The organism is Pseudoxanthomonas broegbernensis (assembly GCF_014202435.1).
Taxonomy (GTDB): domain Bacteria; phylum Pseudomonadota; class Gammaproteobacteria; order Xanthomonadales; family Xanthomonadaceae; genus Pseudoxanthomonas; species Pseudoxanthomonas broegbernensis.
Genome location: NZ_JACHGU010000009.1, coordinates 48,321 through 64,182, shown reverse-complemented (window position 1 = coordinate 64,182; position 15,862 = coordinate 48,321). Strand labels below are relative to the sequence as shown.

Sequence of the window (15,862 nt, the reverse complement as noted above, 5' to 3'; positions counted from 1 at the left end):
AGTCCAGCCCGCCGACGTGCAGCAGGTAGGACCGGGCGATCTTGCTGAATCGGGGCACTTCGTCACCGCCAGAGAACAACTGCCCGTTGACATAGGGGAAGTCTTCAGCCCATCGGGGAATCTTGGCGGCGGCCCGGTCCTCGCGCTTGGTGTTCATGGTGCGAAACAGCGTGGCGAGAACCTCGTGCGTGTTCGAGGAGTCCCTGGCGCTCATCTGCGCGACGGTTTCGGTGAAGCGGCCCTTGCCGATGAAAATGTCCGTGTCCTCGGCGAAGAAGCAGAAGATCAGCCTCGCCATGAGGTTGTTCATGTCGTGGCGACGCTCCGCCGCGCCCCATTCAGGGTTGTCTTTCAGCAGTTCGACGTACAGGCGGTTCAGGCGACTGGTAGCCCGGATGTCGAAGGCGTTTTCGCTGATCTGGCGGACGGTGCTGATGCCCGCCAGCGGCAGGAAGAAGCCGAAGTGGTCCGGGAAGTCCTTGAAGGCGCAGGCAACGGTCTCGCCGCTGGTCAGGTCCTCGGCCTCGAAGTCCGCGCCATCGGTGGCGAGGATGAACTTCGCCTTGGCCTTGACCGTCGCCGAGCTGGCCTTGAGGGCGGCCAGCGTCTGGGTCACCCGCCCTGCGTCGCAGGTCAGGATGTGGATGTTGCTGGTCTGAAGAACGCCGCCCAGGTCGGACTTGTTCGACGCCCCCGCACGCAGGCGCTTGATGGTCGTCGCCTTGTTGCCGAACGCCTCAAGGAAGGCATAGGGGAACTCTGCGCTATCGAACGGCTGTTCCGCCAGGTCTGTGATGGCTTGTTCGATTTCTACGGCGTTCATGGGCGTGCAGCCCTCCCTCTGAGCGGGGCCGCCTGGCTGCTGTTATGCGGGGTGCTCATGTCTTGTCCTGCGTTTTCTCGGCTATCTGCGCGGCAATCCAGTGATCCAACTCGCTCCGACGAAACCGCCAGGTCCCGCCCAGCTTGAAGCCCGGCATCTCGCCTTGCTGGGCCAGCCGGTAAACGGTCTTCTTTCCTGCTTTGAGGTAGATCGCCACTTCTTCCAGCGTGAGAATTTCGCTATCGGGTTGATTCATGTCAGGTGGCTCGCTTGGTGTCACACGGCGAAGTCTTCCAAAGTTTGGCCAAGTTTACCCTCTTGCACGCCCGAACGAACGCCGTGAATCTCACCAGCGCAGGCGAGACAGGACGTCGATCTCCCTCTCAAGTGGATAACAATGCTGTGGCTGTGCATGCCTTTGAGAACCGGCTCAGAGCAATCACGTCAACCAATGGCATCACTTGAACTGGCGAGCCAACCGCTATGGCTGGGGCATACGAGGGCCGGCACATGCACGGCCCTGGCGCTGTTCTGATATGAGGACGGAGGGGGCCAGCCGCTTCGGGTCGACAACTGACCAGAGCTTGGCTCACACCCATCCCCGCGCCGCCATGCTCACGTGCCGCCGGCCGCCGATGACCAGATGGTCAAGCACCCGGACATCCAGGAGTGCCAAGGCCTGCTTGAGTTGCCTCGTCAAAGCGCGATCGGCGGCGCTGGGCTCCGGCTCGCCCGAGGGATGGTTGTGGAACAGGATCAGGGCGGCGGCATTGTGTCCCATGGACCGGCGGACCACCTCGCGGGGATGGACCTCGCAGGTGTCGATGGTGCCCTCGAACAGGTGCTCGATGGCCAGGATGCGGTGGCGGGTATCGAGGAAGACGACGCCGAACACCTCGTGGTCCAGATGGGCCACGCGCGCCTTGAGGACGTCGGCCGCCTGGATCGGGTCGGTGATCCGGCCTTGCCGCTGAAAGCGGCGTTCCAGGATCTCGGCGGCGGCCGACAAGATGCCTTCCTCGTCCGTCTTCCGCTGACGGCGGGTCCGAGTGCCGGGCGCCTTGCCGTTCATCGCAGGTCTCCGCTGGCGTGGCGCATGTCGCGCGAGTACCGCCGGACGCAGTGGGAGATGCGAACGATGCCGAACGGACACCGCTCCGGCAGGGACGCAGTCGCACTTTCTTCGGTTGCAGGGTTGCCGGAACGGTCCCTGGAACGGGGATGCTTGGATTGCATGATGGCCTCCATGATCTCGATCGCAGGAGGCGGCTGTCGCCACGGTGGCACTCGGCTGCTACTGGACTGACAGTCCCAGTAGCCGCGTCGCTCGCGCCGTCCTGCGTTTACCCACGCTGTCACTGGAGTGAATGCCATCAAGGCTGCGAATCAGCCCGTCCGGGTCTTCCTGGCGATGCCGTGATGCCGGCTGGAAGTCAGCGCTTCGAACCAGAGGCGCCGCCAGCCCCCGTCAACACCCTGTGCCAGCGACTTCCCGGCTTTCCCTGGCAAATAAGACCGCCTAGACCAATTGAAAAACACCGTGCAAAAGGGCTGATTTTGCCTTTGACCCCGGCCATCTTGTGCCGTCAACTGTGGACGCACTCGAAGGCTCCTTGCCCTGCTCCATCGTGGAGCGAAAAGGCGTTGCGGTCGTGACCCGCCCTTGCACGTCCCTACCCCTGAGTCGGCACGGCGCTGCCCATCGAGGCCGCGCCCAAGGCAATCCCCCTCGTAGTCGCCTTCGCCACGATGACCCGCCCGCATGGCGGGCCGCTCCCGAAGCGGATCGTGACCGAAGCAGATCGTCGGACCCGCACGCGATGCCGGTCCTGCAGTCCCCGTCATCGCCGGGCATGCGTCGAACGCAGCGCGCGAGGGCTGGCCCCATCGGGCACCCGCGCGAAGTGGCTCGGACACCGGCACCGCCCTGGACTTTCGGTCAGGGGCGGATTCCCTGCAGTGGATGACGGCTACGAACCGAGAACTGATCCACCCCACACACGAGGCCTGACCTCGGCGTGGATGGCGGCCAGCCCTGGAGGCCGGCCGTCGTCACCCACCCCGTACCGCGCAGAAACGCGCAGACGGACGGATCACCCGCTCCATTTTTAAGACGACCGAGCGGCCGGCGCCCGATGTGGGCGCGTCGGCGGCGAACCCTGGGAATCACGGTGCCGTGTGGCGGTAGCCACGCACGGCATCGGCAACAACAAGGCTTCCACCACTCCCCTTCCACCGCGGCGCCGTCGCACGGGTGGCGCGTCGCAGCCGGAGACCACCGCAATGAACACCCTCTGGAAGAAAGGCTCACCTCATCAGCCTCCGCAGTCCCGCGCAGCACACCAGCCCCGGCGCAACCCGGGACAGGCGCCCCTGTCTCCCGTCGAAGTGCTTGCACGACAGCCGATCGGGCGAGCGCCCCCGTTGCGGGTGCTCGAAGTGCTGCTGCGCCTTTACAACAGCCAGCACACGGCGCTGCAGAAAACCGTCTCGCACAAGACCCGCCACGACCGGGCGCAGTTCCTGCGGCGGTTCTTCCGCAACCTGCATGAGAAGGCCGGCTTCAAGACCCTGCCGGACCCGCGCAACCTCGGGCAGAAGCATATCCAGGCGATGGTGCGGGTGTGGCAGGCCGAGCACTTGGCGCCGGCCACCATCCAGACCTACTTCAGCTTCCTGCGCGGCTTCTCGGGCTGGATCGGCAAGCCGGGGATGGTGCGCGACCCGTCCCACTACGGCATGCAACTGGAGGAGTACCGGCGCAGCGAAGCGGCGCAACGGGACCGCAGCTGGTCGGCGCAGTCGGTGGACATCGATGCGGTGATCGCGCGCATCTGCGACCACGACCGATACGTCGGCGCGTCGCTGCGGCTGATCCGGGCATTCGGCCTGCGTCGCAAGGAAGCGGTGATGCTGCGGCCGCACCGGGACGTGGTCGGGTTCGAGGCGACCGGCCTGCCGCTGGAGCAACGGGAAGCCCAGCTCTACCTGCGCATCAAGGCGGGGGCCAAGGGTGGACGCGAGCGGTTCATCCCGCTCGATACGCCGGAGCGGAGGGCGGCGCTTGCGCATGCCCAGCAGATCGCCGGCGACCAGGATGCGCACATGGGCAACCCGGCCCGCGATCTCAAGTACAACCTGCACCGCTTCAGCCACGTCCTGGAGCAGTTCGGGATCACCTCCAGAGCGCTGGGCGTCACTGCGCACGGACTGCGCCATGAGGTGCTGATCGATCACTACAGGCAGATCACGGACCAGGAGCCGCCGGTACGCAGTGGCGACACCGTACCCGGAGCGCTCGACCGGCCCGCCCGGGAGGCCGTGGTACGCCTGGCCGACCATTCGCGGACACGGGTTGCCGATGCTTACCTGGGGCGGCCGGCGCGACCGTTCCTGTCGGCCCACGATCAGCCGCAAGCCTCGTAGGAGCGATGGCCCGCAATCACCGCACATGCCGCGGTGATTGCGTCAGCCAATCGCCGCACGCCATGGTGTCTGGACTCGTGCCGATATCCGCTTGTGGAGGCTCGCTCCGTTTGTGGAGGCTCGCTCCGTACTTCAGGCTTGATCGCCTCTTAGATACAGCCTATGTTGCGTACTTCCATAAAACAGTGTAAAAGCTGTAATTACATAATACAGCCCAAAACCTGTATCCATGAACCAGTACATCGTCCACGCCGCCGAACAGCTGCCCACTCTGCTCAAGGCCTTCCGCAAGGAAGCCGGCTTGACGCAGGTCGAAGCCGCCTTGCGGCTGGGCATCACCCAGCAAACGCTGTCGGCCCTGGAGCGCAACGCGCAAAAGGTCAGCGCCGAACGGCTGTTACAGCTGCTGAGCCTGCTCGGTGTAGAGATGGTGCTGCAGAAGAAATCCGCCAAGCAGGTGCCTGATCCCGCTCTTGAGGCTCCCGCATGGTGACGACACGACCAACGCCGCGTTCTTCCCGTCTCGGGCTGTGGATGAACGGCGAGTTCGTCGGTACTTGGCATATCGCATCCGGCGGCGAAGACGTGCTCGAGTACGCCCCGAGTTGGAAAGCCTCGCCGCAGGGGCGGCCACTGTCGCTCTCCCTGCCGTTCGCACCTGGCACGACCCGTCTCCGCGGCCCGGAGGTCACCGCCTACTTCGAGAACCTGTTGCCGGACAGCCGGGACATCCGGGAGCGCGTCGCCCGCCGCTATCGGGCCCGCTCCACCCGCGCCTTCGATCTGCTGGCCCAAGTGGGCCGCGACTGTGTCGGCGCTGTGCAGATCCTCCCGGATGGCGTCAGCCCCACAGGGGTGACCACTGTGGACGCCACGCCGATGAGCGAGGCAGACGTGGCAGCCCTGTTGCGCGGGACGGTGTCGCCACCCTTAGGCTCGATCGAGGAAGCAACCGATGGCGATCTGCGCATCTCCATTGCCGGAGCGCAGGAAAAGACTGCTCTGCTGTACTTCGATGGCCAGTGGCATCATCCGCATGGCGCCACACCGACCAGCCATATCCTCAAGCTGCCGATGGGCTTGGTCGGCAACATGAAGCTCGACCTGAGCCACTCCATCGAGAACGAATGGCTGTGCTCGCGCATCTTGCATGCCTACGGCCTGCCGATCGCCGAGTGCCAGCCGCTGCAGTTCGAGGACATGAAGGTACTGTCGGTGACGCGCTTCGATCGTGCCTGGCTGCCTGGCCCGTGGATTGCGCGACTGCCGCAGGAGGATTTCTGCCAGGCCACAGGTACCCCACCGGTTTTGAAGTACGAAGCCGATGGCGGGCCGGGCATTGATCGCATCATGGGAGTGCTGGCCACCTCGCTACACCCGGAGCGAGACCGGCGAGTTTTCTTCCTCGCGCAACTACTGTTCTGGATGCTGCGCGCATCCGATGGTCACGCCAAGAACTTCAGCCTGTTCATTCGCCCCGGCGGCAGTTACGAACTCACGCCGCTATACGACGTGATGTCGGCCTGGCCGGTGATCGGCGAAGCCCCGAACCGGATCTCCGAACACAAGATCAAGCTGGCCATGGCCATCCGCACCAAGAACGCGCATTGGAAGATGAAGGACATCCACCGCCGGCACTGGATCGAGCTGGGCAAGCGCCACGGCGTAGTCGGTAACACTGGCGAATCAGTGGACACCCTGATCGACGCGCTCGTCGAACGCACGCCCGCCGTGATCGACGAGGTGCGCGAAGAATTGCCCCTGGCTTTCCCAACTCGTTTGGCCGAGGCGATCTTCGGTGGTTTAGATACCGCAGCCCGGCAGCTCGAACGTGCGTGATGGCTGCTTGCGGCCAGAAGCAGCCCTTGAAAGCATCCCCACAAGTGACCGCTTCAGGCTGGTAGCAGTCATTCCGTCCTAGGGGAATTTCACCAATCAAAAGATTGGCAAGCGCCCCTGCTTTCGAGCCCCGCTCCGCAGCCTCCTTGGGCCACCGAGCGGTCGCCGGTTCCGCCATTAAAAGCTACACTTCGCGGCTACGCCGCAAGGTTTGGTGGCGCGTTTAAGCGGTCGTTCTCACATTAGATCCTGAGTGAACACCACCTTCTCCATGACCGAAACCGAACGCTCCCGCCTAATTGCTCGCATCTTCTCCCGACCTGTGCTTGATGACATCGCACGGCGGGGAACGGCAAAGCACGTCGCGAAGCGGCTCGCTGGGCTCGGTGTGCGGACAGCCAAGCACGACGCCTCCGTAGCGGATCTGTTCGATGCATCGCTTGCTGAACTGGGACAGGAATTCCGCTGCGAGTACGTGTACAAGGCAGCCATTGCCAACCGCATTGTCTTCGGCAGGCATAGCCCTCGCACCTCCAGCATGAGCATCGAGCTCGGCGTCGCTGGTTCCATCATCGATGTGGCCGTTTTCAACGGAACTTCGACGGCCTACGAGGTCAAGACCGAATACGACAGCCATCGACGATTGAACACGCAAACACCTGCGTATCTTCGAGCCTTCGATAGCGTCTACGTGGTGACACATCCAGACCTCGCCCGGCGCTATGCATCACTGGTCGACGAACGTGTGGGCATCCTTTGCCTTACCGACAAGGGCAGCCTCCGAGAGGTGCGTAAGTCCGTCCGTGACATTTCTCGCATTGAGACCGCGGTCGTCTTCCGCATGCTGCGCCGTCAAGAGTACATGGACGCGGTTCACAAACACTTCGGGCCTCAGCCAGCAATGCCCAATGGGCGTCTCCATCAGCATTACGAGCAGCTCTTCTGCCGCCTGACTAGTCCGCAAGCGCACAAGGTACTCGTCTCCACCATGCGTGCGCGCACGACTGACGAAGATTCGGTGGCGTTCGTTTCCTCCCTGCCGCAGAGCCTGCGCGTATTGGCGTACGAGACGCCGCTTTCACGATCTAAGCGACAGCGCCTTTTGGATGCGCTTGCCGAATCAATTTAGCCCCATTACATTTACTCCTAACTATTAAATTTCGTAACGGATACGAGATTGGGGGGGGCCATGTATTTCCCGTTTGTCTACGGGCGTCGTTCCGAATTCCTAGCCTTGCGCGCCATGCTGGACGACCATAGGTCGCTCAAGGCTCTGGTGCCGGTGATAGAGCCGGTCAAGCGCAATAGCTCAGACCTTGCTAGATGCATCAAGGAGTTCGGCAAGGCCGGCCAAACATTGGCAGTCATCCTCAACCCAGACAAGCATGAGCTGAAACCCAAAGGCGAGGCAAAAGCATGGCTCAAAGAGGTCCTGGAGGTCGTTGATGAGCACGATTCCATCTTGCCGACTTTCCGATGCGTATCAACTACGACGCTCGCCCATGTTTCGTCCTTCCGCAAGCGCTTTGCCGGGCGAAAGGTCGCACTAGCCTACTCAAGCCCGGCCTTGACTGACGCTGAGCTAAAGACGCTTGCCGACGATGCGAACGTGCGTTTCCACATCGTGTTGAACGAGAAGATGACCGTAGCTCAGCAGACGCTCCTGCCGTCTGCCAGGCGGGTTGACATCCGCGATTATTTCAACAAATTGGACCGCAACTCCGACTACGACGGCGCTGAGCTCTTCACCGACCGGTACAAGACGTTCAAACCCTCGTGGGTGGGGTTCGGCGACTATGCAGCCATTGGCTCGGCGTTCACGCCAGGTGGCGGTCAGCCTGCGGCCGTAGCGATTCACGCCGTCTACAAGCACAAGTCCAGCGACGTATGGATTGAGCACTTCGTGTCTGACGACACCGACAAGGATGTCGGGAGCACCGAAGACAAGTTCCTCCAGGCCGCCCGCAAGCTCGTGAAGGCTGCGAAGACCCGCCCCAAGGAATTCGGCACAAATTTCGCGCTAGACGGGTACGCCAATCACGTCGCAGCGAGCCATTTCCCCGGGCTCGGTACCAACAAGGTTCTGCAGCTAGAACATCACATCTGCCTGATGCTGGACCTACTTGACGGCACTCTCTAAAGTCGGCACGAGCCTTCTGGGACCAGCCGTCCAAATGGTATAGCTTTCCCGCAGCAAAGATATCCCATGTTTGCAACCCCTTCTTGCCGGAGGAGGTGTGAGCAGTGTCGCCACTCCCCACCTCTGTTGGAGAACGTGTTGCACTTAGTTTCCAAGCCGCGACTGGTTTACCGCGCCGTAGACGTACAGGCATCGGAACGTGTTCGGCGGCTAGCAAGTAACTCAAGCCGGCTCAGATGGCTGTCCCGGACTGTTCCGCAGGCTAGGTCTGTTATCGCTGCACAGCAGACATAGGCCGCTGATGTTCGAACGGCCGCAATGGGTCGGAAATGGACCTATTCAACCCAATCAAAGATCGATGCTCTGACCACTTGAAAGTATCCATCCAACCAGATTGACCGGCACATGCAAGCATGCCCCTTCAACCAACGGCCGCGTCCTTGTCAGCAGCCATGTGCAGACTATCCAGGTAATCCGCCCACACCTGCATCATCTTCCGGCGTTCGGCCAGGTGCACGGTGCGGTTGTAAGCCCGGCCCAGCGGGTCGCGCACCGCATGCGCCAACTGGTGCTCGATGTAGTCGGGGCGGAAGCCCAGCACCTCGTCCAGGATCGTGCGGGCCATCGCGCGGAAGCCGTGGCCGGTCATGGTGTCGCCGTCGAAGCCCAGGCTGCGCAGGGCGACGTTGACGGTGTTCTCGCTCATCGGCCGGCGCGGGCCGCGCACGCTGGGGAACACGTACTCACCGCGGCCGGTGAGCGGTTGCAGGTCGCGCAGGATGGCGATGGCCTGGGTCGCCAGCGGCACCAAGTGCGGCGTGCCGGTCTTGCTGACGGCGAACCGCCACTCGGCCGCGTCCAGGTCGATGTCAGCCCAGCGCGCGCGGCGCAGTTCGCCGGGGCGCACGAACACCAGCGGCGCCAGCCGGAGTGCGCCGGTCATGACAGGCGATCCTCGGTAGCAGTGCAGCGCGCGCAGCAGTTCGCCGACCTTGGTCGGCTCGGTCAGGCTGGCGAAGTGCCGTGTCTGCGGCTGCGTCAGCGCACCGACCAGGTCGTTGGCCGGATTGCGGTCGGCGCGACCGGTGGCGATGGCGTAGCGGAACACCAGCCCGGCCAGTGCGCGGGCACGATGCGCTGTCTCCACGGCACCGCGTCGCTCGATCTTGCGCAGTGCCGCGAGCAGCGTGGGAACGCTCACCTCGGCCACCGGCAGGCCACCGATGGCAGCAAGATCCTTCTCGACCATCCGGCGCTCGCGCTTGACCGAACCGGGGCTCAGGCCTTCCTTCGCCCGCTTGGCTAGCAACTCCGCAGCCACGACCGCAAAGGTGGTAGCGGCCTGCTCCTGCTTCGCGGCGCGTTCGGTGCGGGCGACCTGGGTCGGGTTGGCGCCACCCTTTACCAGCGCACGCAGCCGGTCGCGTTCGGCGCGCGCCTCCGCAAGCGACACGATCGGGTACTCGGCGATCGTGATCATGCTCGGCTTGCCGTCGTGGCGGTAGCGATAGCGCCAGACCTTCGCGCCAGTGGGGCGAACCTCGATGCACAGCCCGTTGGTATCGGCGATGCGGTAAGGGGTCGCACGGGGCTTCAGCCCGCGCAATTTGGTGTCGGTCAGCATGTGAGTCAGCCATTTGTGAGTCAGGAGGCCTTGAACACTCCGGCTGACTCACAGCCTGACTCACACCCCACCGGGATTCAACGGGACACCCTGGGACGCCAGGAACGAAAAACCCCCTGATTTCAGGGGGTTTTGGCACCACATGGGATTTCCTGGGACTTCAGCGTGGTGGGCCCACCAGGACTCGAACCTGGAACCAAAGGATTATGAGTCCTCTGCTCTAACCGTTGAGCTATAGGCCCGCGTAGGAACGCGAGTGTAGTGGAGCGGCGAGGACCGCGGCCAGACCGCGAAGCGTACAAAAACGAAGGCCCCGCGGATGGCGGGGCCTTCTCCAGGGCACGGCATGGGCCGGGCCGGTCACTCCAGGTCGAGGAAGCTGCGCAACTGCTCCGAGCGGCTGGGGTGGCGCAGCTTGCGCAGCGCCTTGGCCTCGATCTGGCGGATGCGCTCGCGGGTGACGTCGAACTGCTTGCCGACCTCTTCCAGGGTGTGGTCGGTGTTCATGTCGATGCCGAAGCGCATGCGCAGCACCTTGGCCTCACGCGGGGTCAGGCCGGCCAGGACGTCGCGCACCGTCTCCATCAGGTTGATGTTGGTGGTGGTGTCGATCGGGGACTCCACGTTGGTGTCCTCGATGAAGTCGCCCAGGTGGGAATCCTCGTCGTCGCCGATCGGGGTCTCCATGGAGATCGGCTCCTTGGCGATCTTCATGACCTTGCGGATCTTGTCCTCGGGCATGTCCATCTCCTTGGCCAGCTCCTCCGGCGTGGCCTCGCGGCCGTACTGCTGGAGCATCTGCCGGGAGATCCGGTTGAGCTTGTTGATCGTCTCGATCATGTGCACCGGGATGCGGATGGTGCGCGCCTGGTCGGCGATCGAGCGGGTGATCGCCTGGCGAATCCACCAGGTGGCGTAGGTCGAGAACTTGTAGCCACGGCGGTACTCGAACTTGTCCACGGCCTTCATCAGGCCGATGTTGCCCTCCTGGATCAGGTCCAGGAACTGCAGGCCGCGGTTGGTGTACTTCTTGGCGATGGAAATCACCAGGCGCAGGTTGGCCTCGACCATCTCCTTCTTGGCCTTGCGCGCCTTGGCCTCGCCATAGGCCATCTGCCGGCCGATCTCGCGGATGTCGGCCAGGTCCAGGTACATGGCCTGCTCGATGGCGATGGTGGCCTCCTGCTCGGCGACGATCTGGTCCTTGACGTCGCGCAGCGCCGAGGACCACTTCTGCTTGCGCTTGAGCACCTCGTCCACCCAGCCCAGGTTGACCTGGTTGCCGTCCCAGGCGCGGATGAAGTCCCGGCGTGGCATGCGCGCCACGGTGGTGGCCAGGTACAGGACGCGGCGCTCGTGGTCCTTGATCTGGCCCATCACGTCGCGCAGCTTGCGCACCAGCACGTCGGTCAGCGGCAGCGGCAGCTTGAAGGAGACGAACTGCTCGGCCATCTCCGCGCGCATCTTCACCACGTTCTTGGCCTGCGAGCCGGCCTTGGCATGGGCCTTCTTGAACTTGGCGTAGTCGGCGGCCATCTGCTCCATGCGCCGCGCCACTTCGGCCGGGTCCGGACCGGTGGGACCGGCCTCGGCCTCGTCGTCGGCAGCCTCTTCCTCCTCCTCTTCCTCGTCCGAGTCGGCGGCCGAGTCGGAATCGGTGGCATCGTCGTTGGCGGCGGCGGCCGGCTCCGGGGTCTCGTCGAGCTGGTCGTTGAAGCCGACCACCAGTTCGGCCAGCCGCTTCTTGCCGGCCTTGTGCAGCTCGTACTCTTCCAGCAGCAGCTCGATCGTCCACGGGAAGCTGCCCAGGGCGGCCTGGACCTGGCCCAGGCCTTCCTCGATGCGCTTGGCGATGGCGATCTCGCCCTCGCGGGTCAGCAGCTCGACCGTGCCCATCTCGCGCATGTACATGCGCACCGGGTCGGTGGTGCGGCCGCCTTCCGAATCCAGCGCGGTCAGCGCGGCGGCGGCTTCCTCGGCGGCGGTGTCGTCGATCTCGCGGTTGCCGGTGTTGCCGTCGTTGAGCAGCAGGGTCTCGGCATCGGGCGCGACTTCATGGACATCGATGCCCATGCCGTTGATCATGCCGATGATGTCTTCGATCTGCTCCGGGTCGACCATGTCGTCGGGCAGGTGGTCGTTGACCTCGGCATAGGTCAGGTAGCCCTGCTCCAGGCCCTTGCTGATGAGCTGTTTGATTTCGGATTGGGCTGGACGTTCGTTGGCCATCTGGGGGGCGCCACCGGCATTGAAAGGGTGAAGAGAACCTAGCATTATAACAGGCTGCCACTCTGGCGGCCCGCTAGTCCTTGTGGATCAACCACTTGCGGCGCTTTCCGTTCAGCCGGAATCAGGTCCGCAGGAGAAAGGTGACCGGGCCGTCGTTGACCAGGCCGATCACCATATGGGCGCCGAAGCGGCCGGTTTCCACCCTGCCGGGGCGTTCCTGGCGGCAGGCCCGCACCAGGTGGTTGAAGGTGGATTCAGCCTCTCCGGGCGGGGCGGCGGTGCTGAAGCCCGGGCGCATCCCGGCGCTGGTGTCGGCGGCCAGGGTGAACTGGCTGACGAGCAGCAGGCCGCCATCGACGTCGGTCAGCGAGCGATTCATCTTGCCCGCATCGTCGGCGAACACGCGGTAGCCCAGCAGCTTCTTCGCCATGCGCTGCACTTGCGGCGCATCGTCGCCCGGCTGCACGCCGACCAGGGCAAGCAGGCCGGGGCCGATCCGGCCGACGGTCTGGCCATCGACCTGCACCGAGGCCTGGGTCACGCGCTGGATCAGGGCGAGCATGGGCGGGGTTTCCGGCGGGCGGGCGCCCAGCATCGGCAACCGGTCGCGGCTTGTCACCTGCCTCCCCGGCACGATGCCTTCGCCGCCAAGGCGCCGCCCCCTGCATCGCCCCCAAGGACGCTCCTGCGCGCGCCGCAAGCCGACGCCGAGCGGGCCTGGCCGCGGCGGCGGGAGGCTAGACTGCCGGCCATGTCCGCGCATCGCAAAGCACGCCTGCTCGTCGCTGCCGCCTCGCTGCTGGGGCGCCTGCCCTGGCCCTGGCTGTACCGGCTGGGCGACGCCGTGGCCGCATTGTGGCGCTGGCGCGATGCGCGCGAGAGCCGGGTGGCACGGCGCAACCTGGAACTGGCCTTCCCCGCGCTGGACGCCCCCGCGCGCGATGCGCTGCATCGGCGCGTCCTGCGCACCACTGCCCGGCAGGCGCTGGAGACCCTGAAGCTGTGGACCCGCCCGCCGGCGGACAACCTCGGCCGGCTCCTGCGCGAGCGCCACGGCGAGGCGCTGTACGACGCCGCGCTGGCCGCCGGGCGCGGGGTGATCGTGGCCGCGCCGCACTTCGGCAACTGGGAGCTGCTGAACCAGTGGCTGGCCTCGCGCGGGCCGATCGCCATCGTCTACCGGCCGCCGGAATCGGCCACTGGCGACGCCTTCCTGCAGCGGGTGCGCGGCCTGGACAACGTGCGCCAGGTGCGCGCCGAGGGCGCGGCGGTGCGCCAGTTGTGGAAGACGCTCAAGGACGGCGGCGCGGTGGGCATCCTGCCCGACCAGCAGCCCAAGGCCGGCGACGGCGAGTTCGCGCCGTTCTTCGGCGTGCAGGCGCTGACCATGACCCTGCTCTCGCGCCTGGCCGAACGCACCGGCGCGCCGGTGCTGCTGGCCTGGTGCGAGCGCCTCGGCGACGGCCCCGGCTTCGCCCTGCACGTGGAACCGGCCCCGGCCGCGATCGCCGGACCGGACCTGCGGGCCGCGGTCGCCTGCCTCAGCGGCGAGGTCGAGCGCATCGCGCGGCGCGACCCGGCGCAGTACCAGTGGACCTACAAGCGCTACACGCTGCGCCCGCCGGACAGCGGCGAAACCAGCCCCTACGCGTGAGCCCCGGCGGCCGCGGGCACGCCGCCGCCGTCCTGCCCAAGCGGCGCGCGAACGCTTACGATCGGTCCTCTCCCGCCGCCAAGGCACGCCGTGTCCGATTCGCCGAATGCTCCCGTGGCGCCCCCGCCGCTGCCCGCGCCGCTCCCTGCGGGTCCTGGCTGGCAGCCGCTGCCGCGGCGCGGCGCGGCGCTGTACGCCGCCGGGCTGGCCATCGGCCTGGCGGTACCCGCCGGGCTCATGGCGGGCGTGCTGCTGGCGGCGCTGGCGGGACAGCCGCGGTTCCTGGCCGCGGCGCTGGTCGCGCTGGCCGGCCTGGCGCTGGGCGCGGCGATCGGCGTGGTGCGCCACCGCCGGATCGGCTGGAAGCTGGACGAGGACGGCTTCGCCACCCGCCGCGGCGGCCTGTGGCGGAGCGAGACGCTGGTGCCGGTCTCGCGCGTGCAGCACCTGGACCTCGAGCGCGGGCCGCTGGAACGGCGCCTGGGCCTGGCCACGCTGGTGGTGCATACCGCCGGCACGCGGATGGCGGCGGTGAAGCTGCCGCTGCTGGCGCTGGCCGATGCCGAGGCGCTGCGCACCCACCTGGCGCGCCAGGTCGAGATCGACGACGCGCTGTGACCGACGCCCGCGCCACGCCGCCGCCGGCCGAACAGCGGCTGCATCCGTGGTCGTGGCTGTTCGTGCTGCTGCAGCAACTCAGGCAGTTCGTGGTGCCGCTGCTGGTGCTGCTGTTCGCCGGCCGGCGCGGCGACGCGGGCGACTTCGCCGAGTGGGCGCCGCTGGTCGGCGTCGGCGTGCTGGTCATGGTCGCGGTGCTGCAGTACTTCACCTACCGCTACCGCATCGGCGACGACGGCATCAGCATCCGCAGCGGCCTGCTGCAACGGACCCAGCGCGAGATCCCGTTCGCGCGCATCCACAACGTGGCCCTGCACCAGACCCTGCTGCACCGGATCTTCGGCGTGGCCGAAGTACGGCTGGAAGCGGCCGGCGGGCAGAAGCCCGAGGCACAGATGCGGGTACTGGGCCTGGCCCAGGCACTGGCGCTGGAGCGCCGGGTGCGCCACCGCGGCACGGCGGCCGCCGCGGGCGGCGGCGCGGAGGCGGCGAGCCCGGCCGGCGACACCCTGCTGGCCCTGTCCACCGCCGAGGTCGTGCGCCTGGGACTGGTGTCCAACCGCGGCATGATCGTGTTCGCCGCCGCCTTCGGCCTGTTGTGGCAGGCGTTCCCCGAGCGCGCGGCGGCCGACTGGCTGCAGGGCTTCTTCCGCGAGGCGATGGGCTACGCGGGAACGCTGCACCTGGGCTGGATCGGCATGGCCGCCGCGGCGACGGCCACGGTGGGCGTGTTCCTGGCCCTGCTGCGGCTGCTGTCGGTGGCCCTGGCGCTGAGCCAGTACCACGGCTTCCGGCTCAGCGAGCAGCGGCGCCGGCTGACCGTGGAGCGCGGCCTGTTCGCGCGCCTGCGCACCAGCGTGCCGCCCCGGCGCATCCAGGCCTGGTTCCTGCAGGAGACGCTGCTGCACCGGTGGCTGGGCCGGCGCAGCCTGCGCATCGACACCGCCACCGGCGGCCGCGAGGACGACCCGCGCAAACTGCGCGAGCTGGCGCCGATCGCCCCGCCCGAGGCCTGCGACCGGTTGATCGCGCATCTGCTGACCGAGGCGGCCTGGCCGCCGCCTCGGTGGACGCCGGTGCCGCGCCGCTGCTGGTGGCGGCTGTTCGCCGGGGGCGTGCCGTGGAACCTGCTGCTGACCACCGCGCTGGCCTGGAACTTCGGCCCGTGGGGGCTGCTGGCCCTGCTGTGGCTGCCGTGGTCGGCCTACGCGGCCTGGCGCCAGGCCGGGCGGCTGGGCTACGCGATGGATGCGCGCCTGGTGGCGGTGCGCGGCGGCTGGTGGTCGCGCTGGTGGCGCCTGGCCGAGATCGACAAGCTGCAGGCGCTGCGCCTGCGGCGCTCGCCGCTGGACCGCTGGCTGGGCACCGCCAGCCTGTGGCTGGACACCGCCGGCGCCGGGGCGATGTCGCCGCCGCTGTGCATCCGCTTCCTGCCCCAGGCGCAGGCGCGGGCGCTGTACGCGCAACTGGGACGGATGCTGGCGGCCCGGCGGCTGCGCTGGTGAAAGC

14 protein-coding genes and 1 tRNA gene are annotated in these 15,862 nt (G+C 66.4%); 8 read left to right on the top strand and 7 right to left on the bottom strand.

Features of this window, described 5'->3' with window-relative positions:
* From HNR76_RS13870 to radC, 3 genes are all read right to left on the bottom strand, one after another.
* The coding region (locus HNR76_RS13870) for a type IIL restriction-modification enzyme MmeI (RefSeq protein WP_343059334.1) at positions 1–823 on the bottom strand (823 nt) is incomplete at its 3' end.
* Positions 824–878: 55 nt separating this feature from the next.
* Complete coding sequence (gene mads1, locus HNR76_RS13865) at positions 879–1,079, bottom strand: methylation-associated defense system helix-turn-helix domain-containing protein MAD1 (protein WP_162311839.1); 201 nt, start codon at positions 1,077–1,079, stop codon at positions 879–881.
* Between the two features lie 333 nt (positions 1,080–1,412).
* Complete coding sequence (radC, locus tag HNR76_RS13860; protein ID WP_162311838.1) at positions 1,413–1,895, bottom strand: RadC family protein; 483 nt, start codon at positions 1,893–1,895, stop codon at positions 1,413–1,415.
* Between the two features lie 1,211 nt (positions 1,896–3,106).
* Here radC and HNR76_RS13855 point away from each other — a divergent pair.
* The 5 genes from HNR76_RS13855 (at position 3,107) to HNR76_RS13835 (ending at position 8,228) form a co-directional block, all read left to right on the top strand.
* On the top strand, positions 3,107–4,249 hold the full coding sequence (locus HNR76_RS13855) for an integrase domain-containing protein (protein WP_162311837.1): 1,143 nt from the start codon (positions 3,107–3,109) through the stop codon (positions 4,247–4,249).
* Positions 4,250–4,478: 229 nt separating this feature from the next.
* Positions 4,479–4,742, top strand: a complete 264-nt coding sequence (locus tag HNR76_RS13850) for a helix-turn-helix transcriptional regulator (RefSeq protein ID WP_162311836.1) — start codon at positions 4,479–4,481, stop codon at positions 4,740–4,742.
* Positions 4,743–4,783: 41 nt separating this feature from the next.
* Positions 4,784–6,088 (top strand): type II toxin-antitoxin system HipA family toxin, encoded by a 1,305-nt coding sequence (locus HNR76_RS13845; RefSeq protein ID WP_162311835.1) that lies wholly within the window; start codon positions 4,784–4,786, stop codon positions 6,086–6,088.
* A gap of 253 nt (positions 6,089–6,341) precedes the next feature.
* Complete coding sequence (locus HNR76_RS13840) at positions 6,342–7,217, top strand: sce7726 family protein (protein ID WP_162311834.1); 876 nt, start codon at positions 6,342–6,344, stop codon at positions 7,215–7,217.
* 60 nt (positions 7,218–7,277) lie between these two features.
* On the top strand, positions 7,278–8,228 hold the full coding sequence (locus tag HNR76_RS13835; protein ID WP_162311833.1) for a sce7725 family protein: 951 nt from the start codon (positions 7,278–7,280) through the stop codon (positions 8,226–8,228).
* Between the two features lie 421 nt (positions 8,229–8,649).
* Here the strand turns inward: HNR76_RS13835 and HNR76_RS13830 are convergent, their stop codons facing one another.
* From HNR76_RS13830 to dtd, 4 genes are all read right to left on the bottom strand, one after another.
* Complete coding sequence (locus HNR76_RS13830; RefSeq protein WP_162311832.1) at positions 8,650–9,852, bottom strand: tyrosine-type recombinase/integrase; 1,203 nt, start codon at positions 9,850–9,852, stop codon at positions 8,650–8,652.
* 166 nt (positions 9,853–10,018) lie between these two features.
* Positions 10,019–10,094: transfer RNA gene (locus HNR76_RS13825), tRNA-Ile, on the bottom strand.
* Positions 10,095–10,212: 118 nt separating this feature from the next.
* Complete coding sequence (rpoD, locus tag HNR76_RS13820; RefSeq protein WP_162311831.1) at positions 10,213–12,081, bottom strand: RNA polymerase sigma factor RpoD; 1,869 nt, start codon at positions 12,079–12,081, stop codon at positions 10,213–10,215.
* 121 nt (positions 12,082–12,202) lie between these two features.
* Complete coding sequence (gene dtd / locus HNR76_RS13815) at positions 12,203–12,643, bottom strand: D-aminoacyl-tRNA deacylase (protein ID WP_162311830.1); 441 nt, start codon at positions 12,641–12,643, stop codon at positions 12,203–12,205.
* 189 nt (positions 12,644–12,832) lie between these two features.
* On the opposite strand from dtd, the gene HNR76_RS13810 reads away from it, so the two are divergent.
* The 3 genes from HNR76_RS13810 to HNR76_RS13800 all read left to right on the top strand — a co-directional run bounded on the left by HNR76_RS13810 (position 12,833) and on the right by HNR76_RS13800 (position 15,858).
* Positions 12,833–13,735, top strand: coding sequence for a lauroyl acyltransferase (locus HNR76_RS13810; protein ID WP_162311829.1), 903 nt, complete (start codon positions 12,833–12,835; stop codon positions 13,733–13,735).
* Positions 13,736–13,849: 114 nt separating this feature from the next.
* On the top strand, positions 13,850–14,353 hold the full coding sequence (locus tag HNR76_RS13805; protein ID WP_249065691.1) for a PH domain-containing protein: 504 nt from the start codon (positions 13,850–13,852) through the stop codon (positions 14,351–14,353).
* Entirely contained in the window at positions 14,350–15,858 is a 1,509-nt protein-coding gene (locus tag HNR76_RS13800; protein WP_162311827.1) for a PH domain-containing protein, read from the top strand. The genes HNR76_RS13805 and HNR76_RS13800 overlap by 4 nt, the downstream gene beginning before the upstream one ends.
* The last annotated feature ends 4 nt before the right edge of the window (positions 15,859–15,862 follow it).

Coding starts and splice junctions, on each gene's coding strand:
- mads1 (WP_162311839.1), bottom strand. CDS start 1,079: ATGAATCAACCCGATAGCGAAATTCTCACGCTGGAAGAAGTGGCGATC.
- HNR76_RS13810 (WP_162311829.1), top strand. CDS start 12,833: ATGTCCGCGCATCGCAAAGCACGCCTGCTCGTCGCTGCCGCCTCGCTG.
- HNR76_RS13850 (WP_162311836.1), top strand. CDS start 4,479: ATGAACCAGTACATCGTCCACGCCGCCGAACAGCTGCCCACTCTGCTC.
- dtd (WP_162311830.1), bottom strand. CDS start 12,643: ATGCTCGCCCTGATCCAGCGCGTGACCCAGGCCTCGGTGCAGGTCGAT.
- radC (WP_162311838.1), bottom strand. CDS start 1,895: ATGAACGGCAAGGCGCCCGGCACTCGGACCCGCCGTCAGCGGAAGACG.
- rpoD (WP_162311831.1), bottom strand. CDS start 12,081: ATGGCCAACGAACGTCCAGCCCAATCCGAAATCAAACAGCTCATCAGC.
- HNR76_RS13830 (WP_162311832.1), bottom strand. CDS start 9,852: ATGCTGACCGACACCAAATTGCGCGGGCTGAAGCCCCGTGCGACCCCT.
- HNR76_RS13855 (WP_162311837.1), top strand. CDS start 3,107: ATGAACACCCTCTGGAAGAAAGGCTCACCTCATCAGCCTCCGCAGTCC.
- HNR76_RS13845 (WP_162311835.1), top strand. CDS start 4,784: ATGAACGGCGAGTTCGTCGGTACTTGGCATATCGCATCCGGCGGCGAA.
- HNR76_RS13835 (WP_162311833.1), top strand. CDS start 7,278: ATGTATTTCCCGTTTGTCTACGGGCGTCGTTCCGAATTCCTAGCCTTG.